Annotated in this window: 26 protein-coding genes, 1 tRNA gene and 1 pseudogene; 17 read left to right on the forward strand and 11 right to left on the reverse strand. The window is 70.1% G+C overall.

The window, feature by feature from the left end; all coding sequences use genetic code 11:
* Positions 1–14: 14 nt before the first annotated feature.
* The 4 genes from ABIC63_RS10950 to hpaH are packed head-to-tail and all read right to left on the reverse strand — an operon-like array spanning position 15 to position 4,547.
* Positions 15–1,490 carry an aldehyde dehydrogenase family protein gene (locus ABIC63_RS10950; RefSeq protein ID WP_354319760.1) on the reverse strand — a complete coding sequence of 492 codons (1,476 nt, stop codon included), beginning with the start codon at positions 1,488–1,490 and terminating at the stop codon, positions 15–17.
* Positions 1,487–2,926 (reverse strand): FAD-binding oxidoreductase, encoded by a 1,440-nt coding sequence (locus ABIC63_RS10955; protein ID WP_354319761.1) that lies wholly within the window; start codon positions 2,924–2,926, stop codon positions 1,487–1,489. Before ABIC63_RS10955 ends, ABIC63_RS10950 begins: the two co-directional genes overlap by 4 nt.
* Before the next feature lie 2 nt (positions 2,927–2,928).
* Positions 2,929–3,732 carry a 4-hydroxy-2-oxoheptanedioate aldolase gene (gene hpaI, locus ABIC63_RS10960; RefSeq protein ID WP_354319762.1) on the reverse strand — a complete coding sequence of 268 codons (804 nt, stop codon included), beginning with the start codon at positions 3,730–3,732 and terminating at the stop codon, positions 2,929–2,931.
* Complete coding sequence (gene hpaH / locus ABIC63_RS10965; protein WP_354319763.1) at positions 3,732–4,547, reverse strand: 2-oxo-hept-4-ene-1,7-dioate hydratase; 816 nt, start codon at positions 4,545–4,547, stop codon at positions 3,732–3,734. Before hpaH ends, hpaI begins: the two co-directional genes overlap by 1 nt.
* A gap of 134 nt (positions 4,548–4,681) precedes the next feature.
* Between hpaH and ABIC63_RS10970 the strand changes: the two genes are divergently transcribed.
* The gene (locus ABIC63_RS10970; protein WP_354319764.1) at positions 4,682–5,599 is read left to right on the forward strand and encodes a LysR family transcriptional regulator; all 918 of its coding nucleotides are present in this window, start codon (positions 4,682–4,684) and stop codon (positions 5,597–5,599) included.
* 4 nt (positions 5,600–5,603) lie between these two features.
* Here the strand turns inward: ABIC63_RS10970 and ABIC63_RS10975 are convergent, their stop codons facing one another.
* A complete protein-coding gene (locus ABIC63_RS10975; protein WP_354319765.1) occupies positions 5,604–6,194 on the reverse strand; it encodes an NADPH-dependent FMN reductase in 591 nt (196 codons plus the stop codon).
* 37 nt (positions 6,195–6,231) lie between these two features.
* Here ABIC63_RS10975 and ABIC63_RS10980 point away from each other — a divergent pair, with 37 nt between their 5' ends.
* The 8 genes from ABIC63_RS10980 to ABIC63_RS11015 all read left to right on the forward strand — a co-directional run bounded on the left by ABIC63_RS10980 (position 6,232) and on the right by ABIC63_RS11015 (position 13,016).
* Complete coding sequence (locus ABIC63_RS10980) at positions 6,232–6,942, forward strand: GntR family transcriptional regulator (RefSeq protein ID WP_354319766.1); 711 nt, start codon at positions 6,232–6,234, stop codon at positions 6,940–6,942.
* 51 nt (positions 6,943–6,993) lie between these two features.
* Positions 6,994–7,563 (forward strand): VOC family protein, encoded by a 570-nt coding sequence (locus ABIC63_RS10985; RefSeq protein ID WP_354319767.1) that lies wholly within the window; start codon positions 6,994–6,996, stop codon positions 7,561–7,563.
* Between the two features lie 66 nt (positions 7,564–7,629).
* Positions 7,630–8,493, forward strand: coding sequence for a fumarylacetoacetate hydrolase family protein (locus ABIC63_RS10990; protein WP_294372956.1), 864 nt, complete (start codon positions 7,630–7,632; stop codon positions 8,491–8,493).
* Between the two features lie 135 nt (positions 8,494–8,628).
* Positions 8,629–9,597, forward strand: a complete 969-nt coding sequence (locus tag ABIC63_RS10995; protein ID WP_354319768.1) for a tripartite tricarboxylate transporter substrate binding protein — start codon at positions 8,629–8,631, stop codon at positions 9,595–9,597.
* 17 nt (positions 9,598–9,614) lie between these two features.
* Positions 9,615–10,193: an amino acid synthesis family protein gene (locus tag ABIC63_RS11000; protein ID WP_294372959.1), complete on the forward strand. Its 579-nt coding sequence runs from the start codon at positions 9,615–9,617 to the stop codon at positions 10,191–10,193.
* Between the two features lie 44 nt (positions 10,194–10,237).
* Positions 10,238–11,230 (forward strand): zinc-dependent alcohol dehydrogenase family protein, encoded by a 993-nt coding sequence (locus ABIC63_RS11005; RefSeq protein WP_354319769.1) that lies wholly within the window; start codon positions 10,238–10,240, stop codon positions 11,228–11,230.
* 226 nt (positions 11,231–11,456) lie between these two features.
* Positions 11,457–11,888 carry a MarR family transcriptional regulator gene (locus ABIC63_RS11010; RefSeq protein WP_354319770.1) on the forward strand — a complete coding sequence of 144 codons (432 nt, stop codon included), beginning with the start codon at positions 11,457–11,459 and terminating at the stop codon, positions 11,886–11,888.
* 150 nt (positions 11,889–12,038) lie between these two features.
* Positions 12,039–13,016, forward strand: a complete 978-nt coding sequence (locus ABIC63_RS11015; protein WP_354319771.1) for a Bug family tripartite tricarboxylate transporter substrate binding protein — start codon at positions 12,039–12,041, stop codon at positions 13,014–13,016.
* Between the two features lie 175 nt (positions 13,017–13,191).
* On the opposite strand, the pseudogene ABIC63_RS29920 reads toward ABIC63_RS11015, so the two are convergent.
* Positions 13,192–13,290: pseudogene (locus ABIC63_RS29920) on the reverse strand (tripartite tricarboxylate transporter substrate binding protein); the annotation flags it as partial.
* A gap of 25 nt (positions 13,291–13,315) precedes the next feature.
* Here ABIC63_RS29920 and ABIC63_RS11025 point away from each other — a divergent pair.
* Entirely contained in the window at positions 13,316–13,579 is a 264-nt protein-coding gene (locus tag ABIC63_RS11025; RefSeq protein ID WP_354319773.1) for a hypothetical protein, read from the forward strand.
* Between the two features lie 66 nt (positions 13,580–13,645).
* Positions 13,646–13,780 (forward strand): hypothetical protein, encoded by a 135-nt coding sequence (locus ABIC63_RS11030; RefSeq protein WP_354319774.1) that lies wholly within the window; start codon positions 13,646–13,648, stop codon positions 13,778–13,780.
* A gap of 50 nt (positions 13,781–13,830) precedes the next feature.
* Here ABIC63_RS11030 and ABIC63_RS11035 read toward each other — a convergent pair.
* Positions 13,831–13,907: transfer RNA gene (locus ABIC63_RS11035), tRNA-Arg, on the reverse strand.
* Between the two features lie 475 nt (positions 13,908–14,382).
* The gene (locus ABIC63_RS11040; protein WP_354319775.1) at positions 14,383–15,384 is read right to left on the reverse strand and encodes a LysR family transcriptional regulator; all 1,002 of its coding nucleotides are present in this window, start codon (positions 15,382–15,384) and stop codon (positions 14,383–14,385) included.
* An 87-nt stretch (positions 15,385–15,471) separates the two neighbouring features.
* Between ABIC63_RS11040 and ABIC63_RS11045 the strand changes: the two genes are divergently transcribed.
* Genes ABIC63_RS11045 through ABIC63_RS11060 form a run of 4 tightly spaced genes read left to right on the forward strand, consistent with a single transcriptional unit; the run spans position 15,472 to position 20,779 of the window.
* Positions 15,472–16,716: a CaiB/BaiF CoA transferase family protein gene (locus ABIC63_RS11045; RefSeq protein ID WP_354319776.1), complete on the forward strand. Its 1,245-nt coding sequence runs from the start codon at positions 15,472–15,474 to the stop codon at positions 16,714–16,716.
* Complete coding sequence (locus ABIC63_RS11050) at positions 16,713–17,981, forward strand: DUF1254 domain-containing protein (RefSeq protein WP_354319777.1); 1,269 nt, start codon at positions 16,713–16,715, stop codon at positions 17,979–17,981. The genes ABIC63_RS11045 and ABIC63_RS11050 overlap by 4 nt, the downstream gene beginning before the upstream one ends.
* Positions 17,982–18,017: 36 nt before the next feature.
* Positions 18,018–19,007: a Bug family tripartite tricarboxylate transporter substrate binding protein gene (locus ABIC63_RS11055; protein WP_354319778.1), complete on the forward strand. Its 990-nt coding sequence runs from the start codon at positions 18,018–18,020 to the stop codon at positions 19,005–19,007.
* The gene (locus ABIC63_RS11060; protein WP_354319779.1) at positions 19,004–20,779 is read left to right on the forward strand and encodes a carboxylesterase/lipase family protein; all 1,776 of its coding nucleotides are present in this window, start codon (positions 19,004–19,006) and stop codon (positions 20,777–20,779) included. The genes ABIC63_RS11055 and ABIC63_RS11060 overlap by 4 nt, the downstream gene beginning before the upstream one ends.
* A 40-nt stretch (positions 20,780–20,819) precedes the next feature.
* On the opposite strand, the gene ABIC63_RS11065 is transcribed toward ABIC63_RS11060, so the two are convergent.
* Positions 20,820–21,959 carry a CoA transferase gene (locus tag ABIC63_RS11065; protein WP_354319780.1) on the reverse strand — a complete coding sequence of 380 codons (1,140 nt, stop codon included), beginning with the start codon at positions 21,957–21,959 and terminating at the stop codon, positions 20,820–20,822.
* Positions 21,956–22,954 (reverse strand): tripartite tricarboxylate transporter substrate binding protein, encoded by a 999-nt coding sequence (locus tag ABIC63_RS11070; RefSeq protein ID WP_354319781.1) that lies wholly within the window; start codon positions 22,952–22,954, stop codon positions 21,956–21,958. Before ABIC63_RS11070 ends, ABIC63_RS11065 begins: the two co-directional genes overlap by 4 nt.
* Positions 22,955–23,046: 92 nt before the next feature.
* On the opposite strand from ABIC63_RS11070, the gene ABIC63_RS11075 reads away from it, so the two are divergent.
* Together ABIC63_RS11075 and ABIC63_RS11080 are read left to right on the forward strand one after the other, a co-directional pair.
* Positions 23,047–24,024, forward strand: a complete 978-nt coding sequence (locus ABIC63_RS11075) for a LysR substrate-binding domain-containing protein (RefSeq protein ID WP_354319782.1) — start codon at positions 23,047–23,049, stop codon at positions 24,022–24,024.
* A gap of 47 nt (positions 24,025–24,071) precedes the next feature.
* Positions 24,072–25,079: a metal-dependent hydrolase gene (locus ABIC63_RS11080; protein WP_354319783.1), complete on the forward strand. Its 1,008-nt coding sequence runs from the start codon at positions 24,072–24,074 to the stop codon at positions 25,077–25,079.
* Between the two features lie 53 nt (positions 25,080–25,132).
* On the opposite strand, the gene ABIC63_RS11085 is transcribed toward ABIC63_RS11080, so the two are convergent.
* Positions 25,133–26,080 (reverse strand): LysR family transcriptional regulator, encoded by a 948-nt coding sequence (locus ABIC63_RS11085; protein ID WP_354319784.1) that lies wholly within the window; start codon positions 26,078–26,080, stop codon positions 25,133–25,135.
* Between the last annotated feature and the right edge of the window lie 123 nt (positions 26,081–26,203).

Genomic DNA, 26,203 nt, shown 5'->3' on the forward strand with positions numbered 1-26,203 from the left:
TCTCCTGATGGCGTTCAGCGGTGGCTGAAGCTCGCCTTGAACGGCTTTTTGGGGACCACGACATCCTTGACGTCGCAGAAGAATTCGAAGCTCCAGTCGCCGCCTTCGCGGCCCACGCCGGAGCGCTTGATGCCGCCGAAAGGCGCGGCCAGGTCACGGATGCCGAAGCTGTTGACCCAGATGAAGCCGGTGCGCACCTGCTTGGCGATCTCGGTGGCGTGCTCGGTCTCGCCGTAGCAGACGCCGCCCAGGCCGTAGTCGGTGCCGTTGGCCAGGGCAATGGCCTCTTCGTCGCTGGCGAAGGTCTGCAGCGTGAGCACGGGGCCGAAGACCTCGTTCTGCACGATCTCGCTGTCCTGCGCCACCTTCGTGAGCATGGTCGGCTTGAAGTACTGGGCGCCGAAGCCGTGGCGCTCGCCGCCCCACAGCAGCTCGGCACCGGCAGCCACCGCGCGCTGCACGAAGCCTTCGACGCGGTCCACCTGGCGCGGATGGATGATGGGGCCGACTTCGGTGGCTTCGTCGCGCGGATCGCCCACGGTGAGCTTCTCGACGTGGCTGCGCATGGTGGCGATGAAGCGCTCGGCCACCTTCTCGTGCACCAGGAAGCGCGTGCCCGCCAGGCAGACCTGGCCTGCGTTGCGGTACATCAGCGCGCCGGTGGCGGCGGCGCCGTCAAGGTCGGCATCCTCCAGCACGATGAAGGGGCTCTTGCCGCCCAGCTCCAGGCTGCAGGGCACCAGGTTGGCGCCGGCCGCTTGTGCGATGAGTCTGGCCGTCGGCACGCTGCCGGTGAAGGAGACGCGCGCGATGCGCGCATCGCCCACCAGCCGTGCACCGGTGTTGGCGCCCGTGCCCTGCACCACGTTGAAGACGCCCGGCGGCAGGCCGGCCGCGTCGGCGCAGTCGGCCAGCAGCGAGCAGGTCAGCGGTGCCCACTCCGGCGGCTTCAGCACGCAGGTGTTGCCCGCGGCCAGGGCCGGGCCCAGCTTCCAGGTGGAGAGCATCAGCGGCGCGTTCCACGGCGTGATGATCACCACCACGCCGGCCGGGTCGTGGCGCACGATGTGGTGGGCCTGCTCGGTGTCGATGGGCCGGTTCTGCAGCTCCAGCGCATGCTGGGCGAACCAGCGGATGTTCAGCATGGCACGCGACACCACGCCGTGGCGCATGCGCGAGAGCAGCACGCCGGCATCGGTGCTCTCCAGCCGGCAGAAGTCGTCGGCACGCTTGCCGATCTCTTCGGCGAAGCGCTCCAGGTAGGGCAGGCGCTCGGCCGCGCTCAGGGCACTCCAGGCCGGGAAGGCGCGCTGCGCGGCCTGGATGGCGGCCTCGGTGTGGTCCTCCAGGCCTTCGGCGATGCGGCCCAGCGGCTGCTGGTCGATGGGGCTGAAGAGCTCGAAGGTGGTGGCCGAGGGCACGCGACGGCCGTCGATGTAGTGGTCGGGCGAGACCTTGACGCCCGCCACGTCCAGCAGGGAAGTGGTCATTCGGAATGCTCCTGGTTGGGTGGCAGCAACTTGCCGGGATTCATGAGGCCGTGCGGGTCGAGTGCGGCCTTGACGGCCTGCATCAGGCGCAGTTCGACCGCCGACTTGTGGCGCGCGGATTCGTCGCGGCGCAGCACGCCGAGGCCGTGCTCGGCCGAGATCGAGCCGCCATGGGCCACGACCGCGTCGTGCACGCACTGGTTGATGGGCTTTTCGAGCGCCTCGAAGGCGGCCCGGTGCTCCGGGCCCAGCCGGTCGGCGGCGGGCGAGAGGTTGTAGTGCAGGTTGCCGTCGCCCAGGTGGCCGAAGACGACCAGCCGCTCGCCCGGCCAGCGCTGCGCGATCTCTTCGCCCATGTTGGCGATGAAGTCGGCGATGCGCGAGATGGGCAGCGCGATGTCGTGCTTGATGGTGCGGCCCTCGGCACCCTGCGATTCGGAGATGTCCTCGCGCAGCGCCCACAGGGCCTGGAACTGCGCCAGCGTGGCCGAGAGGGCGGCGTCCGTGGCCAGTTCCTGCTCCAGCGCGGCTTCCAGCAGGCCCTCGATGGCGGCGCTGGCATGGGCTTCGTCCACGTTGTCGCTGACTTCCAGCAGCACGTACCAGGGCGAGCGCTCGGCCAGCGGCAGCCGGGCACTGTCCACGTGCTTCTCGACCAGCGCGATGCAGGTGTCGCTCATCAGCTCGAAGGCCGTGAGGCCGGCGCCCAGGCGCGACTGGGCCAGCTGCAACAGCTGCAATGCGGCAGCCGGATCGGGCACGGCGACGAAGGCGGCCACCTGCGCCGCGGGCAGCGGGTGCAGCTTGAGCACCGCGGCCGTGATGACGCCCAGCGTGCCTTCGCTGCCGATGAACAGGTCGCGCAGGTCGTAGCCGGTGTTGTCCTTGCGCAGGCCGCGCAGGCCGTCCCACAGTTCGCCTTGTGCCGTCACGGCTTCGAGGCCCAGGCACAGCTCGCGCGCATTGCCGTAGCGCAGCACCTGCACGCCGCCGGCATTGCTGGCCAGGTTGCCGCCGATGGTGCAGGTGCCTTCGGCGGCCAGACTCAGCGGGAACAGCCGGCCGGCTTCGCGTGCGGCGTCCTGCACCTGCTGCAGCGTGACGCCGGCTTCCACCGTCAGCGTGTTGTTGATGGTGTCGATGGCGCGCACCTTGTTCAGGCGCGTGAGCGACAGCACCAGTGTGCGGCCGGATGTGTCGGGCGTGGCGCCGCCCGACAGGCCCGTGTTGCCGCCCTGCGGCACCACGGCGACGCGGTGCCGGGCGCACCAGCGCACGACGGCCGCCACGTCGGCGGCCATGTCGGGCTGGGCCACGGCCAGGGCCTGGCCGGTCCACTTGCGGCGCCAGTCGGTCAGGAAGGGCGCCTTGTCCGCCTCGTCCACCAGCAGGCGGCCGGCGAAGGCTTGGCGCAGTTCGTCCAGTGCGGCCTGCATGCTCAGTAGCCCGAGGCGTTGCCGGCGGCGGGCGCCGGGGCTTCCTTGAAGCGGCGGGCGAGGGCGCGGCTGGCCTGGGCCAGCAGGGTCGCGTCCACGCCCACGGCGATGAAGCGTGCGCCCTTGCCGATCCAGTGGCGGGCGACCGTCTCGTCGGTGGCCAGGATGCCCGGCGCCTTGCCGGCGGCCAGGATGCGGGCGAATGCATGCTCGATGGCCGCGCGCACGTCCGGATGGCCGGGCTGGCCCAGCAGGCCCATCGAGGCCGACAGGTCCGCCGGGCCGATGAACACGCCATCGACGCCTTCCACGGCCGCGATCTCGTCGATGCGCGACAGGGCGGAGGCCGTTTCGACCTGCACCAGCAGGCACATGCGGTCGTTGGCGGTCTGCAGGTAGTGCGCGTCGGCGCCCCAGCGCGAGGAGCGCGCCAGGCCGCTGCCCACGCCGCGGATGCCCTGCGGCGGATAGCGCATGGCCTGCACCAGGCCGCGGGCCTGTTCGGCGTCTTCCACCATCGGCACCAGCAGTGTGGTGGCGCCGATCTCCAGCACCTGCTTGACCAGCGCCGCGTCGCTGTGCGGAATGCGGACCACGGGGTGGGCGGGGTAGGGCGCCACCGCCTGCAGCGTGCCCAGCATGGAGCGCAGGTCGTTGGGCCCGTGCTCGCCGTCGACCAGCAGCCAGTCGAAGCCGGCGGTGGCGCACAGCTCGGCGGTGTAGGGCTCGGCCAGGCCGAGCCAGAGGCCGATCTGAGCGCCGGGTGCGGCCAGTGCGGCCTTGAAGGTGTTCACGGTGGAGGTCATCAGACGAACTTCAGGGAGATGGAGCCGAGCGAACCGTAGTCCGCGTGGAAGGTGTCGCCGGCGGCGCAATGCACCGGCCGGGTGAAGGAGCCGCCCAGCACGATCTGGCCGGCCTCCAGCCCCTCGCCGTGCGGAGCCAGCTTGTTGGCCAGCCAGGCCACGCCGTTGCCCGGGTGGTTGAGCACCGCGGCGCCCAGCCCCGATTCCTCGATCACGCCGTTCTTGAAGAGCAGCGCGCCGGCCCAGCGCCAGTCCACCTGGTCCGGCCGCATGGGCCGGCCGCCCATCACGATGCCGGCGCTGGCGGCGTTGTCGGCGATGGTGTCCAGCACCTTGCGCGGTGCCTTGCTCACGCGGTCGAACTGCTCGATGCGGGCATCGATCAGCTCCAGCGCGGGGATCACGTAGTCGGTGGCGTTGAGCACGTCGAACAGCGTGACGTTGGGCCCACGCAGCGGCTTGGCGAGGATGAAGGCGAATTCGACTTCGAGCCGCGGCACCAGGAAGCGGGCGGCCTCCACCTCGGTGCCGTTGTCGATCACCATGCTCTGCAGCAAGACGCCGTAGTCGGGCTCGGTGATCTGCGAGGCGATCTGCATGGCCCGCGAGGTCAGGCCGATCTTGCGGCCGACGATGGTGTCGCCGCCGGCCAGCTTGAGCGCCGTCCATTCGCGCTGGATGGCGTAGCTGTCGGCGATGGTCATGCCGGACAGGCGCTTGCTGAAGTGCTCGACGGGCTGGCGGCTGCGCTCGGCCTCGATGAGTTCGTGGGCGAGCGCGCGGTTGCGCGCCTGGGAATCCTGGAAATCGGTCATGGGTGTGTCTCCTGGGCTGCCCTGTCATGAAGGGCAGGAGGCCGTTTTGATGAAGGTGAAGTCTCGGTAGGGCGGCCGTCCACCACAAGCAATGAATTTGGAACAGTGATCAAGCAGCGCTTGATAATCGACCGATGGCCCTGACGCGCTACACCCTTCGCCAGCTCGAGGCTTTCGTCGCCGTGGCGGAGCAGCGCAGCTTCACCGGGGCCGCGCAGCGCATGGGGCTGACGGCGCAGGCCGTGAGCCAGCTGATCGCCGAGCTGGAGGCCATCGTCGATTTCCGCCTCTTCGAGCGCACCACGCGGCGCGTGGCGCTGTCCAGCGCGGGCCAGCACTTTCTGGGGCCCGCCGAGACGGTCCTGCGGCATGTGCAGGCCGCGGAGATCGCGGCCTCCGACGTGCGCAATCAGGCGGCCGGCATCGTGCGGGTCGGTGCGCCCCAGGTGTTGGCCGGCACCGCCATCCCTGCGGCCATCGGCGCCTTCCAGGCGCTGCGGCCTCGTGTTGTCGTGCGGGTAAAGGATCTGCCGGTCGACCAGCTGGTGGATGCGGTGACGGCCGGCGACGTCGATCTGGCGGTCGGGCCGGATCGGCCCACCGGCGAAGGTGTGCAAGGTACCGCCGTCTTCGACAGCCGGTGGGTGCTGTGGTGCGCCCCGGACCATCCGCTGGCACGCCGCAGGCAGCTGCGGTGGACCGACCTGCACGGCCATGCCCTGGTGGCGGCGGGGCGCGACCATGAGCGCAGCGTTTCGCAGATGCATGTGAATGCGCCAGCGGATGCACGGGTGGAGCCGGTCGACGTGGTGGACAACGTCTCCACCGCCCTGGGCATCGCCGCCCAGGGGCTGGCGGCCACGCTCGCGCCGGCCTACGTGGGCGTGGTGGCGCGGCCCCTCGGCCTTGTGATGCGCCGCGTGGTCGAGCCCGAGACGGTGCGCACGGTCTGCCTCTACCGCTCGACGGTGCGCACCCTGCCGCCCGCGGCCGAGGCTTTCGCCGAGCACCTGCTGCAGTGGTTGCCCGGCTGGCAGAAGCAGGACGACTGAGTCCTCAGCCGCGCGCGGCGGCCAGCAGGCGGATCTCCGCCAGCAGGTCGGCCAGACCCGCCTGGAGCATCTCCAGCGTCGTAGCGTCGCTCAGCCGGCCATCCTGAAAGCGGGAGGCGATCAGCGGAATGGCCACATGGGGCCGCGACAGCGGCCGGGCCAGCGTGGCGGCCAGTGCATCGCGAATCTGGGCCTGGGCCCGCACCCCGCCCAGGGCGCCGGGCGATGCAGTAATCACGAGCGCGGGTTTGCCCTTGAGCGGCGACACGAAGGCCGGGCGCGAGGCCCAGTCGATCGCGTTCTTCAGCACGCCGGGCATGCCGTAGTTGTATTCCGGCGAGCAGATCACCAGTCCATCGGCCTGGGCAATGGCATCCTTCAGCTCCGCGACGGCCGCGGGCGGCTGGGGGCCGTCCAGGTCGCCGTCGTAGGGCGGTATCTCCTCCAGCGTGAAGAGCCGCTGCTGGACGTCTGCGGGCAGCAGCGTCGCCATGTGGCGCAGCACCGCGGTGCTGTGCGAGGCGCGGCGCAGACTGCCGGAGATGGCCAGCAGGCGAATCGCCGCAGCCGGCTGGGTGTCGGAAAAAACATTCATCGATCAATCCATTGAACTATGCACGGAAGAAAAGTTTATGCATAAAATCGTGTCCATGCAGAAAACGGATGTCGTCTTGCGCGAACCCACGCTGGTGGACCAGGCCTTTGCCCGGCTGCGGCAGGACGTGCTCAGCGGCACCTACGCCGGGGGCGTCAAGCTGAAGGTGGACGAGCTGCAGAACGCCTACGGCTTCTCCAGCAGTCCGCTGCGTGAAGCCCTCAGCCGGCTGGCGCAGGAAGGCCTCATCCGCGCCGACGAGCGCCGGGGCTTTCGCGTCGCGCCGCTGTCGGCCGAGGACATGGCCGACATCACTCGCATGCGCCTGATGCTCGACGTGCCGGCCCTGCGCGATTCCATCCAGCACGGCGACGATCGCTGGGAGAGCGAGGTGGTGGCGGCCTTCCACCGGCTGGAGCTGGTCGAGTCCCGCCTGCCCGACGGCCCGGTGATCCTGGACGACCAATGGTCCGACCTGCACCGTGCCTTCCACCTCTCTTTGCTGGCTGCCTGTCCTTCGGAACGGCAGCGGCGCTGGGGCGAAAGCCTGTTCGACCAGGCCGAGCGCTACCGGCGCTTCAGCGGGCGCTTCCGCAAGGTGGCCAAGCGCAAGACCAACGAGCACCGCCGGCTCATGGACGCCACCCTGCGGCGCGACGCCGACACCGCCTGCGCTCTGCTCGAAGAGCACATGCGCAGCACGCAGCGCAACGTCGAGAACATCCTGAAAGACCTGCCGCCGCCCTGAAGCGGCTTGGCCGGCGATCCATTCGAGACAACAACGGAGACAAGACCCCAAATGCTCAAAGTCCTGCGGCCCACGCCTTCCCACTTCGGCATCTTCGTGACCGACCTGGAGAAGATGGTGGCCTTCTACACCGAGACCTTCGACCTCACGATCACCGATCGCGGCGTGGGCAGCACCTTCAAGAACGAGCTGGTGTTCACCAGTGCCAGCGAGGACCAGCACCACCAGCTGGTGCTGGCTTCGGGGCGGCCCGCCGACGCCACGTTCAGCACGGTGATGCAGATCTCCTTCGTCGTGCCGAGCATCCAGCACCTGCGCGAAGTCACGCAGCGCGCCCGGGAGCGGGGCGCCACCGAGGTGCGCGGCCTCAACCATGGCAACGCGCTGTCGATGTACATGCGCGACCCCGAAGGCAACACCGTCGAGGTGTACGTGGACATGCCCTTCTACGTGGCCCAGCCGCACGGCGATCCGCTCGACCTCGACAAGGACGACGAGACGCTGATGCGCGAGACCGAGGCCATCTGCCGCGCCGATCCCACCTTCATGCCGCTGGACCAGTGGCAGGCCCGGTTCCAGGCCAAGGCCCCCGCTGCTGCGGCATCGGCTGCCCGCGCGTGATCCACGCGGTGCCGGTTCTGGCACCGCACCCTCGACTCACCTCTTTCCCACTCGAATGGAGCACCCATGAAACTGCTGTCCTTCCTCCACCAAGGCCGTGAAACCTGGGGCGCCGTCGTCGGCGACGGCGTCGTCGACCTCGGCCAGGCCCGCCCGCAGCAGCCGACGCTGGCCGACTACATCGCCTCCGGCGACTACCTGCAGGCGGCCCAGCATGTCGAAGGCCTGCCCGTGGTGGCCAAGCTGGCCGACATCACCTACCTGCCGGTGATCACGCGGCCCGAGAAGATCGTCTGCGCCGTGCGCAACTACATGGACCACCACCAGGAAGTGCTGGCCGCCGGCATGCAGCGCGAGCTGTCGGAGATGCCGCCGATCTTCCTGCGCGTGTGGCGCTCGCAGACGGCGCACAACGCGCCCATCGTCAATCCGAAGGTGTCGGATTCGCTGGACTGGGAAGGCGAGCTGGCCGTCATCATCGGCAAGGGCGGCCGTGACATCCCCAAGGACAAGGCCTACGAGCACGTCGCCGGCTACTCTTGCTACAACGACGGCAGCGTGCGCGAGTGGCAGTTCCATGCGAAGCAGATCGCCTCGGGCAAGAACTTCGAATCGACCGGCGGCTTCGGCCCCTGGATGGTCACCGCCGACGAGATCGCGCCCGGTCGCCAGCTCAAGCTGGAGACCCGCCTGAACGGCCAGGTGGTGCAGTCCAGCCACACCGGCCACATGATCTTCGACATCCCGACGCTCATCAATTACGCGTCGACCATCTTCACCCTGAGCCCCGGCGACGTGATCGCCACCGGAACGCCGGCCGGCGTGGGCTGGAGCAAGAAGCCGCCCCAGTTCATGAAGCCGGGCGATGTCTGCGAGGTCGAGATCGAGGGCATCGGCATCCTGCGCAACCCCATCGTCCAGCAGGCCTGAAGCCCTGCATCGGCAGGCGCTGACGGCGCCTGTCGATGCCCCTGAGTGCGGCGCATCCCGGCCGGGATGCGCGACACATCGCCCACCGGCAGCCCGGTGGTGCGAGCCATAAGAAATTCAATGGAGACAACCATCATGCGGCGTAGAGATGCTCTCGCTGCAGGCCTCGGCTTTGCCTGCAGCTTTCCCTTCACAGCCCGGGCGCAGGGCTATCCCGACAAGCCCATCCGCGTGCTGCAGGGCTTTGCGGCCGGCGGCAATGCCGACACCATCGCCCGCGTGGTCGGCGCCGAAATGGGCAAGACCCTGGGCCAGCCCTTCGTGGTCGAGGCGCAGACAGGCGCAGGTGGCACCCTCGCCTCGGCGGCGGTGGCCCGGGCCAAGCCCGACGGCTACACGCTGCTGCTGGCCACCGGCGGCCATGCGGTGGCGGGGGCGCTCTACAACAAGCTCAGCTACCAGACGGTGGCCGACTTCGAGTGCATCTCCACGATCACCTTCTTTCCCTTCCTGATCGTGGTGAAGGCCGATTCGCCCTATGCCTCGCTGGCCGACCTGCTCAAGGCGGCGCGTGCGCCGGGCAGCCAGGTGTCGTACGGCACGGCCGGCATCGGCTCCACGCACCACCTGGCCGGCGAACTGCTGGTGAAGATGTCCGGCGCTCGCATGCTGCACGTGCCCTACCGTGGCGACGCGGCCTCGGTCACGGCGCTGCTGTCGGGCGAGGTGCCCTTCATCATCGCGCCGCCCACGGCCGCGATGGGCAACATCAAGGCGGGCAAGATGCGCGCCATCGCCACCACCGGCGCGCGCCGCTGGGGCCAGATGCCCGAGCTGCCGACGGTGGCGGAGCAGGGCGTGCCAGACTACGAGGTCACATCCTGGGCTGGCCTGATGGCGCCGGCAGGTACGCCCCGGGCCATCGTCGAGCCACTGAACGTCGCGGTGCAAAAGGCGCTGCAGCAGCCGCAGGTGCGTACGCGCCTCGAAGACATCGGTGGCGAGGCGCGCGGCAGCACGCCCGAAGAGATGACGGCCATGGTCCAGAGCGAACTCAAGAAGTGGACCGTGGTGGTCAACGAGGCCCAGATTCCCAAACAATGAACGAGCGAGGTGCTCCCATGTCCCTGATCCAGATCCGCAAGCGCAGCCTGACCGTCGAGACCATCTACCACGAGGGCGGCCCGCCGGTCGACCGGCCGCTCAAGCTGGCGGCGGCATGCGCGGTCATCCGCAACCCCTATGCCGGCCGCTACGAGCCCGACCTGATGCCGTTCATGGCCGAGCTGCGCTCGCTGGGCACATTGCTCGCGACGGAGCTGGTGGAGACGCTGGGCCGCGACCAGGTGGAGGTCTACAGCAAGGCCGCCATCGTGGGCGTGAACGGCGAGATGGAGCACGGTGCCGTCTGGCATGAGGCCGGCGGCTGGGCCATGCGCGCGGTGCTGGGCGAGCCCAAGGCCATCGTGCCGGCGGCCAAGGCCGTGGCCGCCACCGGCTACCGCCTGATGGTGCCGCTGCACTACATCCACGCCGCCTACGTGCGCAGCCACTTCAACAGCATGGAGGTCGGCATCCAGGACGCACCGCGCCCGGACGAGATCCTGTTCGCCCTGGTCATGGGCACCGGCGGCCGGGTGCATGCCCGGCTCGGCGGCCTGACCAAGGAACAGGTCTCGGTCCACGACGGCCAGCGTTGAGTGCGGTGCCAGCAGCAGGAGCAAGACCCACGATGGCGACGACGATGAAAGCGATCCAGCTGCGGGTGCCTGGCGGCCCCGAGGTGCTGGAGCCGGTGGAACTGCCCGTACCGGCCTGCGGGCCGGGCCAGGTGCTGGTGCGTGCGCGCGCCATCGGCGCGGGTGGGCCGGACGTGCTCATCCGCAAGGGGATCTACAAGTGGATGCCGCCCATGCCGGCCATTCCCGGCAACGAGATGGCCGGCGTGATCGAGGCGGTGGGCGAGGGCGTGCCGGCCGACCGGGTCGGCCAGCGCGTGTTCGTCAGCGCGCGCGAGCTGCCGCAGCGCGGTGGCTGCTATGCCGAATACATCGCCGTGCCGGCCGATGCGCCCTTCGTGCTGCCCGATGCGATCTCGGACAGCGAGGCCGTGAGCCTGGGCAATGTGCAGCTCGCGCAGGCCATGCTGCTGGGCACGCAGGGCTGTCTGCCCGTGCGCTCGATCCTCGTGCCCGGTGCGGCGGGCGGCGTGGCCACGGCGTTGACGCAACTGGCGGCGCACCATGGCATGACGGTGATCGGCACCGCCTCCACACCCGCCAAGCAGGCCCATGCACTGGCCCACGGCGTGACCACGCTGGTGGACGGCGATCCGGCGGGCCTGCCCGAGCGGGTGATGGCCGCCACCGGCGGGCGCGGTGTGGACCTGGCCTTCGACCACGTCGGCGACCGGCTGCTCATCGCCTGTATCCGCGCGCTGGCGCCCATGGGCACGGCCATCTCGTACAACATCGCGGGCGGCCCGCCGGCCGAGGATGTGTTCCAGACCCTGCGCTCGCTGCTCAGCCGCAGCCTGGCGGTGCGCACCTTCTCCATCCACACCTTCGACGCCGACCGCACGCAGCGACGCGCACTGATGGAGACCGCCATCGGCCTGATGCGCGACGGCGCCGTCAAGGCTTCGCCGACGACGAGCTATCCGCTCGCACAGGCGTGCGAGGTGCACGCGCTGCTCGACGCGGGGTCGGTGCAGGGCAAGCTCGTGCTCGTGCCCTGAGAACCTGCGTGGCCATCTCCGCACGGCTGCGGCTGCGCGAATGAAGGGATCTTGGCGCTCGTGTCCTGGCTGCCATCAAGCGTTCGCCGGCACCCCTGGAGGTGGCGCACCGCTTGTTCTAATCCGTCGCAGGGATCACCCGCAATGCGGCGCACATGGATGGTGGAGACGACGTTTGGAGAGAACGGCCGACCTGTTTCTGTTTCGACTGGCCAAACTGGCCTCGGTGAGCGGGCAGCCCCTGGTGCGGCTGTGCGAAGGCAAGTACGGCATCACCCGGCGCGAGTGGCGGCTGATCGTGGTCCTGAGCCAGGAGGGGCCACTGCTGTCCACGACGCTGGCGCGGCGTGCCAGCGTCGAGCCCGCGCGCACGTCGCGCACCGTCACGCAGTTGGCGGCGCGCGGCCTGGCCGAACGGATTCCGCGTCCGAACGACCGGCGCTGCATCGAGATCCACCTCACGCAGCGGGCGCGGGACATCTATGAGGACCTGTATCCGGTGGTGCAGGAGATCGAAGGCGCGCTGCTGGCAGGCCTTTCGGCGCAGGACCGCGCCGAGCTGGGGCGCCTGATGTCCATGCTGGAGTCCACCGCCGGCGCGCTGGTGCCGCCCGGGCAACTGCCGAATGCGGATCGCCGCAAGTTCCATCGGAAGTAGGCAAGGGCGCGCAAACCCTAGGAATGGTTCATTTTTGCAATCATCTTGTCGTGACCTAGATTCGCCCGGCGCACACGGTGTGCCTGGGCCAGGGCTGCATCGAGAGCGTTGAAAACTTTGCCTGTCGGTGAGACGGGTGTGGAGACGACGATGAAACGACAGACGACGAGGCGGGCATTGGGTGCCCTGTTGGCAGGGCTGTGCATGGCGGGCGGCGCTGCGATGGCGCAGACCTGGCCCACCAAGCCGGTGACGATCATGGTCGGCGTGCCGGCGGGGGGCGCGCTCGACCCCTTCGCCCGGGCCCTGGCCGATCAGCTCAACAAGACCACCGGTGGCACCTTCATCGTCGACAACCGGCCCGGCGCCAACGGCAATCTCAGTGCCGAGATGGCCCTGAAGGCCACCGACGGCAAGACGCTGTGGATCGGCACGCAGTCCATGATGACCATCAACCCGGCGGCCTTTGCGCAGCTACGGTGGAAGCCGTCCGATTTCGTCCCGGTCCTGAAGGCCGTCGAGGCTCCGCTGGTGCTGGTGACGAATCCCTCGGTCAAGGCGAAGAACTTCGCGGAGCTGGCGCAGTGGATCAAGGACCCGGCCAACAAGGCGGCCTATGCCTCGTTCAGCCCCGGCACGCCGTCGCACTTCCTCGGCTACCAACTCAACGAGAAGCTGAAGACGAAGATGGTCCACATTCCGTACAAGGGTTCGGCGCCGCAGATCACCGACATCCTGGGCGGCCAGGTTCCGTTCGGTTTCACCCAACTGGCAGCGGCGACGCCGCAGATCAAGGAAGGCAAGCTGCGGGCCATTGCGGTGACCGGGCCGAAGCGCTCGCGCTACCTGCCCGACGTGCCGACGCTGCAGGAGGTCAGCCAAGGCGACCTGACGACAACGATCTGGTTCGGCGTGTTCGTGCCGCGCAGCACCGATCCGAAGCTCGTGGAGCAGATCCGCAGCGCCGTGATGAAGGCGCACAAGGATCCGGCCTACCGCGCTCGCCTGGAAATGCTGAACTTCGACGTGCCCGACGTCTCGATCCCCGAATTCGAGAGCGAGATCGCCAGCGACACCGCCCGTTGGGCCGCGCTGGTCAAGGCGACCGGCTTCAAGGCAGCCGACTAGGACGGACGAGGTTCTTCCGTGGTTTGGCGCCCGGCGGGGCGCCATCTTTTTGCAGGGCCTGCGGCACCGCATTTGCCGGAAATCCGATACGTTGGATTTTCTTTGGACGCCGCAGAGATTGAACGAGATGCGTGTTAATGCGCTGCTTGCGCCGGGCATCGGGCGCAAAGGGGCACTCCGGTTCGATGCGTGCAGACTTGATCATGCGCCCCCACTTCTGCGCATCCGCTGCCTGGAAGCGCGCCAGGACTTGCGGGGTCGTTGTCCGCGGTTCGATCCTTCATTTCCATCACCGCACCATGCGTTTGCAGTCCGACCCAGCTCCTGCTTCCCGCGCGCCCGCAACGTTCCCGCGGCCTGACGCCAGGGAGATCCTCGCCACCGGCTCCGGCTCCGGCTCCGCTGGCGCGGACTTCTGCCTCGCTCCGCTGCTGTTCGGGAACTGGCGTGGGCATGGTGGCGGTCCGGGACTGGTGGGCGCGTTGGCCGGCCACAGTCTCACGTTGCCGCTGCTCGTCATGACGGCGCTGCCGATGGTGGCGATGGTGGTGCTTTGGCGCTGATCCTCGCTCAACAGCTGGTGCGCCGACTGCGTTGGCCTCCGCCGCGGTGTCGAGCGGCCAAACCAGTTGTGGGTCAGCGACTTCACCTATGTCCCGACCTGGCAAGGCTGGTTGTACGTGGCCTTCGACATCCCGCCGGCCGAGGCCGAAGCAAACGACTACCGGCAACTCGCCTGTCAGGCCACCACCGTGGCGGGGTGACAGAAGCCAAACAGCCGCCACGGAAACCGGGCCGATTCAATTTCTTTGGATGGCCTGCCCAGAGGGACTCGAACCCCCGACCTGCTGCTTAGAAGGCAGCTGCTCTATCCAGTTGAGCTATGGGCAGTGAAGAAGGGCTGCGTACAGGCCGGCACAAGGTCTGGACGAGTGGCCGTAGGCGGCACGGTTTCGCAGGTGAGCGCGAAGCCGCGCATTCTAGTGGCAGGGGCCTCGTTCCACGGTGACCGCTCGCGGCGCTGCTCGCGCTCTCCGGAGGACCGCATGGCGTCGCTTAGGCCATCCGCAGGGCGATCAGCACCACCAGACAGACGGCAAGCACGGCCAGGATCGTCTTGCCGATGCGGTCTGCCCTCCGCCGAGCCGCGTACTGCTTGTGGTCCATGACGCAAATGTCCTCTCGCGATGTGACAGGGGTCTGACGCCGCATGGGGCGCAGCGGGCGGGTTGACCGTCCAAGCCGCAAGGCAGGCGGCTGAAGCGATCTTTGTGCCAGCCGCCGCCGGGCTCGTCCGCCCCCCTGCGGAATTCGCCGCAAAGACAAGCGCCCCAGCAAACCACGCGGATTTTAGTGACACAATTTGTCACGATCTCTGAGTTCTTCGTACTTCGAGGGTTTTGCGCGCATCCAGCCGCTGCGGCCGTGGCGGCCTTGCCACGCGGCGCAGTGCTTCCGCAAAAGCAAGGACGACAGGCGGGCGCTGCAGGTCCTCTTGCCGCATGAACAGCCCGAAGGAGGGCAGCGGTACGCGGGGCGTGACCTCCACGCGGTGCACGCCGCCACGCGCCAGTTCGTCGGTGGCGTGCTCGCGGCGAACAGCGCACAGCAGGGTGGGATCGGCTCGCAGCAGCGCCCCGATGGTCACGGAGGACATGACCTCGATCTCGGGTGTCGGCGGCGCCGCGGCCTCATTGAGAAAGGCGGTCATGAAGGCCTGACGCACCAGCGTGTCGCGCGGAGGCACCATCCATGGCGCATCCCGCAGGTCGGTCCAGCGCAGGCGTCCCTTATCGGGGCGAGGCAGGGGCCCCGCCGTCAGCACGTGCAGCTCGTCCTCCAGCATGAGCACGGGCTCCAGCCTCGGCATGATGTCGGCGGCCAACAGCTCGGGCGTGACTGCGCCGAACACACAGTCGAGTTCACCCGCCAGCAGCCGCTGGATCAGCTCGTGCACGCGTCCTTCGCGAATCTGCACGACAGTGCCGGGCACCTGGCGGCGCAGCTCGGCCACCGCGGCGGGCACGGCAGCCGTCACCGACGGCGCGCCGACGCGCAGCAGAGCCACAGCGCCGCTTTTCAGTGCGGCCACCTCCTCGGTCGCGCGTTCCAGTTCATGGAGCACCGCCCGCGCGCGGTAGGCGGCGCTCGCGCCCAGCGCATTGGGCTGCATGCCCTGGTGGCTTCGCTCGAAGAGGCGGGCGTCGAAGCAGGCTTCGATCTCGCCCAGCATCTTGCTCAGCGCCGGCTGGCTCAGGTGCAGGCGGGCGGCCGCCCCGCGCATGGTGGCGGTCTCGCTCAGCGCGACCAGCAGTTCGAGGTGGCGCAGGCGCAGCTTGCGCACGAGGTGGTCGGTCCGGCTGTCCATGGGGGTGGTCGGCGATAGCGCCTGGTGATCACGACCTCACGATTATTGAATTTTCAAGAATGGCCGCCGCCGGTAACTTCGCGGTCCATGAGCTTCCAAGAGACCGAGACAGTCCGCGCCGCCGCTCCCCTCGAAGGCGTGCGCGTGATCGACATGGGCCAGTACATCGCTGGTCCCGGCGCCGCCATGGTGCTGGCCGAGCTGGGCGCGCAGGTCATCAAGATCGAGCCGCTGGCCGGCGACCAGGCGCGCCACATCGGGCGCTACGGCGAATCGATGCTGCGGGCCTACAGCCGCGGCAAGCAGTCCATCGCGCTGGACCTCAAGCACGAGGACGGCCGTGCCGTGGCCTGGCGGCTGATCGGCGCCAGCGACGTGCTGGTGCAGAACCTGCGCCCGGGCGCGGTGGAGGCGCTGGGCTTCGGCCCCGATGCGGTGCGGGCGCGTCATCCGCGGCTGGTGTACCTGTCGATTTCGGGCTTCGGCCTGCAGGGGCCGTCGCGCGGGCGACCCGGCTACGACATCGCGGCCCAGGCCGAAAGCGGCCTGATGTCCGTCACCGGCGAGCCCGACCGGCTGCCGCAGAAGGTGGGCGTGCCCATCGTCGATGCGGCGGCGGCGCATCTGGGCGCGCAGGCCGTGCTGGCCGCGCTCTATGGGCGGGAGCGCAGCGGGCAGGGCGCCACGGTGCGCACCTCGCTGCTGGAAGTGGCGCTGCACCTGCAGGCCACCACCTGGAGCGACTACCTGGGCGGCGCGCCCGAGCCCACCCGCATCGGCGACGGCCAGCCTCACAACGCGCCGGCCGCCGAGGTGGTGCCCACGCGCGACGGCCACATCGTGCTCTCGGCCTATGCCGACGAGCACTGGGCCCGCTTCTGCCGCGTGGTGGGCCGCGAGGCGCTTGTCGACGACCCGCGCTTCTGCAGCAATGCGCAGCGGGTGCGCCATCGCGCCGAACTGCGCACCGTGCTGCGCGAGTGCCTGTCCGCCTTCAGCAGCGAGGAATGCGTGGCCCTGCTCAGCCGCAACCAGATCGTGGTGGGCGCCGTGCGCAGCTACGGCCAGGTGCTGCAGAGCGCCGACGTGCAGGCCAGCGGCATGCTGGTCGAGGCGGTGGCCGCCGATGGCAGCCGCTACACCACGCTGGCCTTGCCCTACACGTTGGACGACGCCCCGCGCGCCGCCCCGCCCGCGGCGCCGGCCGTGGGCGCCGACACCGAGGCCGTGCTGGCCGACCTCGGCTTCTCGCCCGAGCAGATCGACGCCCTGCGCCGCGACGGCGTCGTCGGTGGGTGCCGCAAGAACAACGAGACGGAGACGACCCGATGAGCCCTGACACCCACCTTGTCCATCCGGATGCCGCCGAGCAGGCGGTGATCCAGACCCTGCCGCTGTTCGAGATGATGCGCATGCGTGCCGCCACCACCGCCCGGCGTCATCCGCAGCATGGATTCGCGGCGCCCGAGCGCGACTCGCACTGGCGCTGGGTCAACCAGTTCACCCACACCCACCGCCGGCTCGGTCCGCAGGACAAGGAGGTGGTCAGCCCCAACAACGACACCGTCTACAGCAATGCCTGGCTGGACCTGTCCGAGGGGCCGGTGCTGATCGAATCGCCGGACATGGGCGATCGCTACTGGACGCTGGGCCTGCTCGATGCCTGGACCAATCCCTTCGCCTACGTGGGCCGCCGCACCACCGGCAACCGGCCGCAGCGTACGCTGGTGCACGGCCCGGGCTGGCAGGGCACGGTGCCGCCGGAGGTGACGCAGGTCATTGCCGCCCCGGGCCACGACGTCTGGCTCATCGGCCGCATCCTGGTGGAGGACGACGGACCGGATGCGCAGCAGGTGCAGCGCCTGCAGGCCGCGCTGCGCATGCAGCGGCTGGACGGCAGCGACGCCGCGATGCGTGTCGACACGGGCATCGACGGCCGCGACATCCGCGTACCCGACGCCACCACTTACCGGCGCGTGGTGGATGCCGCGCTGGCCGGCAACCCGCCGCCGGAGGGCGAGACATTGGCCTGGCCACCCGCGTGCGAGGCCCTGGCCGCCGCGCTGCCGGCGGTGTACGAGCACCTGCGCACCGCCGGCCAGCCGCACGACCTGGGCGGCGGCTGGGCCATCCCGGTGATGGTGCGCACGCACTGGGGCGACGACTGGCTCACCCGCGCCCGCATCGCGCGCAACTTCATCGGCGCGCTGGGCATGGACGAGGCGATGTACCCCACTGCCGAGGTGGACGCCGACGGCTCCGTGCTCGATGGCGCCCACCGCTACGAGCTGCGCTTCGCCCCTGGCTGCGGGCCGCAGGTCGGCGCGTTCTGGTCGCTCACCATGTACCGCCGCAGCGACTGCCTCTTCGTGGCCAACCCCATCGACCGCTATTCCATCGGCGACCGCACGCCGGGCTTGGTGCATGGCCCCGACGGCAGCCTGGCGATCCGCCTTCAGGCCGAGGACCCCGGCCCGGGGTTCAATTGGCTGCCGGCGCCGGCCGGCGAGCCCTTCTACGTGGTGCTGCGCCTCTACCAGCCGCAGGAGGCGCACCTGGCACTGCGCTTCGACTACCCGCCGATCCGGCGGCTCTGAGCGACCCGACGACAAAGCAAGAACGGAGACAACGACATGAGCCAGAACCTTCCCCGCCGCCTTTTCCTGGCCACCGCCGCTGCCGGCCTGGCGCTGCCGTGGTCGCTTGATGCCGCTGCGGCCGATGCCTGGCCCGCGCGGGCCATCCGGCTCGTCTCGCCCTACGGCGCGGGCGGTTCCAACGACATCCTCACGCGGGTGCTGGCCGACTTTCTCGGCCGCCGCCTCGGACAGAGCGTGGTGGTCGAGAACAAGGCGGGCGCCGGCACGCGCATCGCCAACGACTACGTGGCCAAGGCCGCGCCCGACGGCTACACGCTGCTGCATGCCGCCGCGCCCATCGCCATCGGCGAGGCGCTCTACAAGGACCTGCCCTACGACGTGCACAAAAGCTTCGCCGCCATCGGCAGCACGGCCATCGCGCCGCTCTTCCTGGTGGTGAATGCGCAGGCGCCGTACAAGACGCTGGCGGAGTTTGTGCAGTACGCCAAGTCCAATCCCAAGGGCGCGACCTTCGGCTCACCGGGGGCGGGCTCGGCGCCGCACCTCACGGCCGAACTGCTGCTGCGCGCGGCCGGCGCCAAGGGCATCGTGGTGCAGTACCGCGGCGATGCGCCGGCCTACACCGAGCTGCTGGCCGGGCGCATCGATGCCACGCTCACCGCCATCTCCACCGCGGTGCCGCACATCCAGGCCGGCAAGCTGCGCGTGCTGGGCGTGGCCAACGAGACGCGCACGCCGCTCTACCCCGACGCGCCCACGCTGCGCGAGCAGGGCCTGGCGCAGGTGGTGGGCTATGGCTGGTACGGCCTGCTGGCGCCGGCCGGAACGCCGGCGCCGGTGGTCGAGCGGCTCAATGCCGAGATCAATGCGGCCATCGCCGACGCCGATGTGCGGCGCAAAGCCGAGGCTGCCGGGCTGGAACTGCGCGGCGGCACGGCCGAGGCCTTCAGCGCCTTCATCGGCACCGAGACGCGCAAGTGGGCGCAGATCATCAAGGCCGCCAACATCACGGCCGAATCATGAGCCGCGTCATTCTTGGGGCCGGGCCGCTGGCCCGCGTGCTGCGCCTGGCGAGCGTCGTGGCGACCATCATCGGCGTGGCCGCCTGTGCCGACCTGGGCGCGGGCTCGGGCGCGAACGCCCTACGGCGCGACACCACCTTCGGCCCGGTCGCCGGGCGCGATGACGCCACGCAGAACGGCACGTGGCGCTGGACGGGCGTGCCGTATGCGCAGCCGCCCATCGGCCCGCTGCGCTGGCGCGCGCCGCAGGCGCCGCAGCCGTGGACCGCGGTGCGCGACGCCACCCGCTTCGCCCCGGCCTGCGTCCAGACGCAACGGCTGTACGGTCCCGGTCTGAACAACCGCTACGACGAGACCGTGGGCACCGCCCTCGGCCGCACCGTGGGGTCGGAGGACTGCCTCTACCTCAACATCTGGACGCCTGCCTCCCGTCCGGTAGCGCCGCGGCCGGTGATCGTCTTCGTCCACGGCGGCAGCAACATCAGCGGCTACACCGCCGACCCGGTCTATGACGGGGCGGCGCTGGCGCGCTCGCAGGACGCCGTGGTCGTCAGCGTCAACTACCGGCTCGGCATCTTCGGCTTCCTGGATGCAGCGCCGCTCAAGACCGGCCAGCGCGAGGAGGACTCGGGCAACTTCGCGCTGCTGGACATCGTGCGGGCGCTGGGCTTCGTGGCCGACAACATCGCGGCCTTCGGCGGCGATCCGGAGCGCGTGACGCTGATGGGTCAGTCCGCCGGTGCCGTCAACGTCGATGCGCTCATGGTCTCGCCGATGCTGGTGGCGCGCGAGCGGCCGCTGTTCCACCGCGTGGCCGCGCTGAGTGGCGGGCTGTCCACGGCGGCGACGCTGCCGCGCGGTGCCATCGCCGGCGTGCTGCCCCGGACCGTCTGGGCAGCGCGCGCAGAGGCCTTGATGCTCGAAGGTCTGGTGGCGGGCGGCCATGCGGCGAACGAAGCGCAGGCCCGTCAGCTCGCACGCGATGCTGCTCCGGCCCAACTGGCAGCCTGGCTGCGCGCCATGCCGGCCGACACGCTGCTCGATCTGGTCCGCACGCGACTCGCCGCCCGCGGCATGGCTGCCTCCAATCCCGTTCCCGACGGCTGGGTGCTGCCCCCGGACCCGATCGCCGCGGTGCGCGCCGGCCGCTATGTGAAGGTGCCGGTGCTGGCAGGGCATGCGCGCGACGAGACCAAGCTCTTTCCCCAGCTCTTCGCGCTGCGGCCGGACCTGGGCGGCACCAGCGGCCGGCTGCTGGACGATGCGGCCGTCTTTGCGCTGGCCTACCGCTACGACCCCGACGGGTCGCCGCAGACCCGCATCGAGCAATGGATTCCACCCGCGTACCTGCCCACCGATGCGCCGCGCACCGGCTTCGACGCCCGCGCGGCCGAGCTCGACCGGCTGTGGTTCACGGCCATCCGCGACGACATGATGAATGCGCTGCACGGCCGACAGCGCGAGCTCTGGGCCTACGAATTCGAATGGGACGAGTTGCCCGCGCCCTTCGACCGTATCTTCGGTGCGGCCCATGCCTTCGACCTGCCTTTCGTCTTCGGCAACTTTGGCCCTTCGCTGTTCGCCAACATCTCGTTCAGCCGCGCCAACGTGCCAGGGCGGCTGGCGCTGTCGCAGGCCATGATGGCCAGCCTGGGCGCCTTCGCGCGCAGCGGCGATCCCAACGATCCGTCGCTGGGCAAAGCCTGGCCGCAGTGGCCGGGGCGACTGGTCTTCGACGCCACGGCCACGGACAAGGCCATCGGCGTGCGATGAGCGTCCGCCATCCGGCGCAACGCACCGCGGCGCGTGCGCCTCAGCCCCGCGGCCGGTAGACCTGGAAACCCAGCCCCGTCGAGCGCACCGTGGTCTCTCCCTCGGTCAGCGCCACGGTGCCGATGCAGCCGTTGTCGGCCGCCTCGCGGCTGAATTCGGCGATGGTGCGCAGTCGCGCGGCGGGGGCGCCGGCCTGGCTGATCGCGGCTTCGAGTTCGGCGGCACCGCGCGCTGCAATCGCACGGGCCAGCGCCGCTTTGAGCGCGGCAGGGTCGAGCGCCCGCACGAAGCTCACGGGGCCGCCTGCATCCAGCGGCTGCGCGAACACGGCGGGATCGCGAGCCAGATGGCCCAGGCCCAGCACCTGCAGCACGGCCTGCAACTGGCGCGGCGTGTTCGCGCCGATGGCGAGCCATCCGTCCTCGGCCTGGAAGAAGTCGGCCGCGGGGCTGCCCGAGTAGCCCTGGTTGCCCACGCGCGGCGGCACGCTGCCGGTGGTGAGCGCGTCACAGGCCAGCGGGTACATGAGCTGCAGCGCCGCGCCGGCCATGGAGACATCGACCAGCGCGCCGCGGCCGCTGCGCTCGCGCTCCCGCAGCGCACTCAGGATGGCCAGTGCGGCCAGCAGGCCGGTCGCCGAGTCGACGACGGGAAAGCCGGTCTTGACAGGCGGATCGCCCTCGGCGCCGGCCATCCAGGCCATGCCGCTTGCTGCCTGGATGACGTGGTCGTAGGCCGGGCGGGCGCGCCATTCCTCCGCACCCCGGCCGTAGCCGGAGATGGTGCAGTACAGCAGGCCCGGATGCTGCGCCTGCAGGGCCGCATAGCCCAGCCCGAAGCCTTCGAGCACGCCGGGCCGCAGGTTGTCGACCACCACGTCGCTGGCCAGGGCCAGCGCCTCGGCCTGGTGCCGGCCTTCCTCGCTGCGCAGGTCCAGCCGAAGGTGGTGCTTGCCGGCGTTGAGGGCCAGGAACTTGTCGCAGCCCTGGCCGGCCCGGCGCATCACGTCGCCGTCAAGGCTCTCGACCTTGGTGACCTGCGCGCCCAACTGCGCCAGAAGGAATGTGGCAAAGGGGCCGGCGATGACATGCGAGAAGTCCAGGATGCGCACCCCGGCAAGCGGGGCGAAGTCGGTCACGGGCGCGAGCGATGCGGGGGAGGGCATGGTGGCGGTGCTCATGGAAGGCTGATGCGGTTGCGGGCGATGAGCGTGCGGTAGCGCACGGTCTCGCGCTCGACGAAGCGGCTGAATTCGGCGGGCGACTCGGATACGCTGGGCACCGTGCCGTCGCGTGCGTAGGCGGCGCGCAGGCCTGCGTCCTGCATGGCCGCGCGCACGGCGCCGAACAGGCGCTGCACCAGAGGATCCGGAAGGCCGGGCGGCCCCCAGATGCCGGACCACGACACCAAATTCAGGTCCTGACGCCGCAGGGCCTCGTTGAGCGTGGGCACCTGTGGCAGGGCCGGGTCGGGCTCGCCGGCCGTGACGGCCAGGGCGCGCAGCTTGCCGTCACGCACCTGGGGCAGGGCGGTGGAGATGACGGGGAAGGCGAACTGCGCATCGCCGCGGATCAGCGCCAGCCCGATCTCCACCGAGCCGCGATAGGGCACATGGGTGGCCTGCACGTCGGCCGCCGACAGGAAGGCCGCCGCGAACAGATGGGCTGCGCTGCCGATGCCGCCCGAGGCGTAGTTCAGCCGGCCGGGATCGCGCCGTGCGGCCTCCAGCAGGTCGTCCACGCTGCGCAGCGGCGAATCGGCGCCCACCACCAGCAGGCAGGCGCTGGTGCCGGTGCGGCAGATGTGGCTGAAGGCCTGGGGATCGAACTTGACCGAGGGCTGAAGCAGCTTCTGCGTGACGTGGGTGGAGCTGCCCAGCAGCAGGGTGTAGCCATCGGGCGGTTGCTGGTTCACGTATTCGGCCGCCAGGATGCCGCCAGCGCCCACCTTGTTCTCCAGCACCATCGCCTGGCCGAGTTGCTTGCCCAGCACGGGGCCGAGCAGGCGGGCCTGGATGTCGGGGCCACCGCCCGCGGCGTAGGGCACGATGAGCCGCACGGGCCGTTCGGGGTAGCGCGCCGTCGCCTCGGGCGCGGCCGCCAGGGCACCGCGACCGGCGGCCAGGCCCAGGGCGCCGAGCAGCAGCCGGCGCCGACGCAGGGTCGTCTCGTTCATTGCTGTTGTCTCCATCGTTCGATGCGCCGATTCTGGAATCGCGGCCCATGCCACACAATTATTGGTTTCGAAAGAAGCCATCACCGATCGATATGGCCCAGCCAGGATCCGAGCCCGCCTCCACCGCCCGCGATGAGGAGCGCCGTGCCCGGCGCATGGACCGCCTGCGCGTGCGGCACCTGCGGCTGCTGCACTGGGTGGCCGAGACCGGCTCGCTGAGCGCAGCGGCCGAACGCCTGCAGGTGAGCCAGCCCGGCGCCACCAAGATGCTGCAGGAGATCGAGGCCGCGCTGGGCGTCGGCCTGATCGAGCGCAGCGCCCGTGGCGCCCGGCTGAGTCCCGCCGGCCGCGTGGCGCTGGACCGGCTGCGTGTGGCGCTCGGCGCGCTCGATGCCGCGGCAGGCGCGGACGCGGCGCTGGCGACGCCGGTGCTGCGCATGGGCATCCTGCCGCTGGTCGCCGTGGCCGTGCTGCCCGCGGTCACGGCCCACGTCGATGCAGCCGGGCAACTGCCCCGGCTGGTGCTGCGCGAGGCCAACGTGGACCAGCTCATGCGCCTGCTGCGCGACGGTGAGGTCGACTGCGTGATCGGCCGCCTCGAGGCGGGCGAGGACGCCCCGGGCGACCTGCAGATCGAGCGGCTGTGGGAAGAGCGCATGGCCATCGCGGCCGCGCCCGGCCATCCGCTGGTCGGCCGACGGCGGCACACCCTGGCGACGCTGCAGGCCGAGCGCTGGATCCTGCCGCCGCCGGCCACCAACACGCGGCGCAACGTCGAGCGCTGGTTCCTGGAGAGTGGCCTGCAGCCGCCGGCGGCGGCGGTGGAATCGACCTCCTTCCACACCAGTCTGGCGCTGGCCGGCGCCGGCCGTCTGCTGGCCGTGGCACCGCAGACGGCCGTCGAGCACTACGAGGCACGCGGCGTGGTGAAGGCGCTGGCGCTGCAGCGGCCCCTGCCGTCGGGCCCCATGTTCTTCATCACGCGCGCCGAGCTGGCACCACTGCCGCAGGTCGTCCAATGGCGCGCCGCGTTGGTCGGCCATGTCCGGCAGGCGGCGGCGGGCGCATGAGCGACGATCCGCGCTCCGTTTTTTGACCTTCCCTGGGACGACATCGCTTGGACTCCCTCACCCAGATCGTTCTCGGCGCCTCGGTCGCCGCCGTGGCCGTGCCGGCCCGCGACCGGCGCGTGGCCCTCGTCGCCGGTGCCGTGCTCGGCACGCTGCCCGACCTCGACGGTCTGCCGCTGGCCTGGATGGGCGTCGATGCCGTGACCAACGTCACCTGGCATCGCGGCCCTTCGCATTCGCTGCCGGTGCTGCTGGTGGCGGGCTGGCTGATGTGGCTGCTGGCGCGGCGCTGGAGCGCACGGGTACGCGAGGCGCCGCGTGGCTGGCTCGTCGCCATCTGGCTGGCCTTGATCACGCATCCGCTGCTCGATGCCTTCACCGTCTATGGCACCCAGCTGTGGTGGCCCTCGCCGACGCCGCCTGTGATGGGCGGCAGCGTGTTCATCATCGATCCGCTCTACACCCTGCCCTTGCTCATTGCCGTGATCGTGGCCGCGGTGGCGGGGCCGCGTCCACGCGGCCGGCGATGGCTGTCTGGCGCGCTGGTGCTCAGCAGCCTGTACCTGGGCTGGAGCCTTGTCGCACAGCAGTGGGTGGACCGCATCGCGGCACGCGCGCTGGCGGCGCAGGGTCTGCAGGACGCGCCACGGGTGGTCGTGGCGTCGCCGCTCAACACGCTGTTGTGGCGCGTGGTGGTCATGACGCCCGATGGCTTCCTGGAGGGCGAGCGTTCGCTGGTGGCCGACAGCGGCCCCATGCGCTTCACGCACCATGCCAGCGAGGTGCAGGCGCTGGAGGCCTTGTCGCAGGAGCGCGCCGTGGCGCGGCTGCGCTGGTTCACCCATGGCTTCATGAAGGCGGCACGGGACGGAGACGACCTGATCGTGTCGGACCTGCGCATGGGCGCGGAACCCGACTACAGCTTCAATTACCGCGTGGCGCGTTGGGACGACGGGACGTGGCGGCCGGTGCCCGTGGCATTGCAGGGCGGCATCCGGAATGCAAGGGGCATGCTGGGTCGCACTTGGCAGCGCATCTGGGCGTCGCCCGGCTGACCCATGTGGGCGGCGCGTCCGCTCCGTTGAAACGGGCGTCGCCCCCGCTCAGCTCAGGCGCGCGGCCGGGTGGACCGGCCGCGCTTCTGTGGTGCGCCGACAGCGGAGGTCCAGGGTGACAGCACCGCCGTGATGCATTCGGCGAATGCCGTGAGCAGGTCGCTTTCCTCTCGGCCTGCCTTGGTGATCTCGAAGAAGTCGACGGGCACCACCGGCTGCCGCAGTGCATGCAGCGCGACGCGATAGCGCGCCGCGGCGCCAGCCACGAAGGAGGGCAGCACGGCCGCCCCGCGGCCGGCCTCGACCATCGCCAGCAGCGTGTGCAGGTGATTGAAGCTCTGCACGAATTGGCCGGGCTCGCCGCTGTCGCGCAGAGAGGCCTCCACCTGCTGCTGGATGGGGTTGGTGGGCGGCAAGCCCAGCATCCCGTGACGAGGAGCTTCCTTCCAGCGCAATGGGGCAGCTTCCGTTGGTGACTCGTCCGCCGGCAGGATCAGCAGCAGCTGCGCATCGAGCAGCTTGCGTCGGCGCACCGCCCGCGAGGTGGTGAGGAAGGCGCCAAAGCCGGCATCGAGCACCCCGCTCTGCACCCGTTCGTAGATCAACGCGCGGTCCAGGTCCTGTACCTCCACCTCGACGTTCGGATGGGCCTGCGCGAAGACCGCGCAGGCCTGCGGCAGCACCGACGAGGCAATGACCGGCGTGGCACCCACCGACAGCCGACGCTTCTGCGTGGCTGTGATGCGGCCCAAAGATGCAGCGGCATCGTCCAGCTCCCTCAGCACGCGCGTGGCCGTGGGCAGGAAGGCCATGCCCTGCGCCGTGAGGGCCACGCTGCGCGTGGTGCGCTCGAAGAGGCGGCAGTCCAGCTGGGCCTCCAGCTCTCGGAGCATCGCGCTCAGCCCCGGCTGGGTGACGTGCAACTGCTCGGCCGCGCGGGTGAAGCTCTGCACCCGCGCGGCGGCCACGAAGGCCCGCAACTGCCGAGCCGAAAGGTTCATGGCCCGACTTTTCTTTGATAAAGATCAGTCATCAATTGATTTTATTTCTGACTTTTACTTTGCTGGCCATGCCGCTTCCAATCGGGCATCGGACCGGCGGGATGTGCCGGTCGCCCCTTCAGG

The sequence above is a fragment of the Pseudacidovorax sp. 1753 genome, from assembly GCF_040544975.1.
GTDB lineage: Bacteria > Pseudomonadota > Gammaproteobacteria > Burkholderiales > Burkholderiaceae_C > Xenophilus.

What these genes read in the sequence shown, in the direction of transcription:
- ABIC63_RS11055 (WP_354319778.1), top strand. Translation starts at nt 18,018, where the DNA reads ATGAGCCAGAACCTTCCCCGCCGCCTTTTCCTGGCCACCGCCGCTGCC.
- ABIC63_RS11015 (WP_354319771.1), top strand. Translation starts at nt 12,039, where the DNA reads ATGAAACGACAGACGACGAGGCGGGCATTGGGTGCCCTGTTGGCAGGG.
- ABIC63_RS10955 (WP_354319761.1), bottom strand. Translation starts at nt 2,926, where the DNA reads ATGCAGGCCGCACTGGACGAACTGCGCCAAGCCTTCGCCGGCCGCCTG.
- ABIC63_RS11065 (WP_354319780.1), bottom strand. Translation starts at nt 21,959, where the DNA reads ATGAGCACCGCCACCATGCCCTCCCCCGCATCGCTCGCGCCCGTGACC.
- ABIC63_RS10975 (WP_354319765.1), bottom strand. Translation starts at nt 6,194, where the DNA reads ATGAATGTTTTTTCCGACACCCAGCCGGCTGCGGCGATTCGCCTGCTG.
- ABIC63_RS11075 (WP_354319782.1), top strand. Translation starts at nt 23,047, where the DNA reads ATGGCCCAGCCAGGATCCGAGCCCGCCTCCACCGCCCGCGATGAGGAG.
- ABIC63_RS11040 (WP_354319775.1), bottom strand. Translation starts at nt 15,384, where the DNA reads ATGGACAGCCGGACCGACCACCTCGTGCGCAAGCTGCGCCTGCGCCAC.
- ABIC63_RS10980 (WP_354319766.1), top strand. Translation starts at nt 6,232, where the DNA reads ATGCATAAAATCGTGTCCATGCAGAAAACGGATGTCGTCTTGCGCGAA.
- hpaH (WP_354319763.1), bottom strand. Translation starts at nt 4,547, where the DNA reads ATGACCGATTTCCAGGATTCCCAGGCGCGCAACCGCGCGCTCGCCCAC.
- ABIC63_RS11005 (WP_354319769.1), top strand. Translation starts at nt 10,238, where the DNA reads ATGAAAGCGATCCAGCTGCGGGTGCCTGGCGGCCCCGAGGTGCTGGAG.
- ABIC63_RS11085 (WP_354319784.1), bottom strand. Translation starts at nt 26,080, where the DNA reads ATGAACCTTTCGGCTCGGCAGTTGCGGGCCTTCGTGGCCGCCGCGCGG.
- ABIC63_RS10985 (WP_354319767.1), top strand. Translation starts at nt 6,994, where the DNA reads ATGCTCAAAGTCCTGCGGCCCACGCCTTCCCACTTCGGCATCTTCGTG.
- ABIC63_RS11060 (WP_354319779.1), top strand. Translation starts at nt 19,004, where the DNA reads ATGAGCCGCGTCATTCTTGGGGCCGGGCCGCTGGCCCGCGTGCTGCGC.
- ABIC63_RS11045 (WP_354319776.1), top strand. Translation starts at nt 15,472, where the DNA reads ATGAGCTTCCAAGAGACCGAGACAGTCCGCGCCGCCGCTCCCCTCGAA.
- ABIC63_RS10990 (WP_294372956.1), top strand. Translation starts at nt 7,630, where the DNA reads ATGAAACTGCTGTCCTTCCTCCACCAAGGCCGTGAAACCTGGGGCGCC.
- ABIC63_RS10970 (WP_354319764.1), top strand. Translation starts at nt 4,682, where the DNA reads ATGGCCCTGACGCGCTACACCCTTCGCCAGCTCGAGGCTTTCGTCGCC.
- ABIC63_RS11050 (WP_354319777.1), top strand. Translation starts at nt 16,713, where the DNA reads ATGAGCCCTGACACCCACCTTGTCCATCCGGATGCCGCCGAGCAGGCG.
- ABIC63_RS10995 (WP_354319768.1), top strand. Translation starts at nt 8,629, where the DNA reads ATGCGGCGTAGAGATGCTCTCGCTGCAGGCCTCGGCTTTGCCTGCAGC.
- ABIC63_RS10950 (WP_354319760.1), bottom strand. Translation starts at nt 1,490, where the DNA reads ATGACCACTTCCCTGCTGGACGTGGCGGGCGTCAAGGTCTCGCCCGAC.
- ABIC63_RS11070 (WP_354319781.1), bottom strand. Translation starts at nt 22,954, where the DNA reads ATGAACGAGACGACCCTGCGTCGGCGCCGGCTGCTGCTCGGCGCCCTG.
- ABIC63_RS11000 (WP_294372959.1), top strand. Translation starts at nt 9,615, where the DNA reads ATGTCCCTGATCCAGATCCGCAAGCGCAGCCTGACCGTCGAGACCATC.
- hpaI (WP_354319762.1), bottom strand. Translation starts at nt 3,732, where the DNA reads ATGACCTCCACCGTGAACACCTTCAAGGCCGCACTGGCCGCACCCGGC.
- ABIC63_RS11025 (WP_354319773.1), top strand. Translation starts at nt 13,316, where the DNA reads ATGCGTTTGCAGTCCGACCCAGCTCCTGCTTCCCGCGCGCCCGCAACG.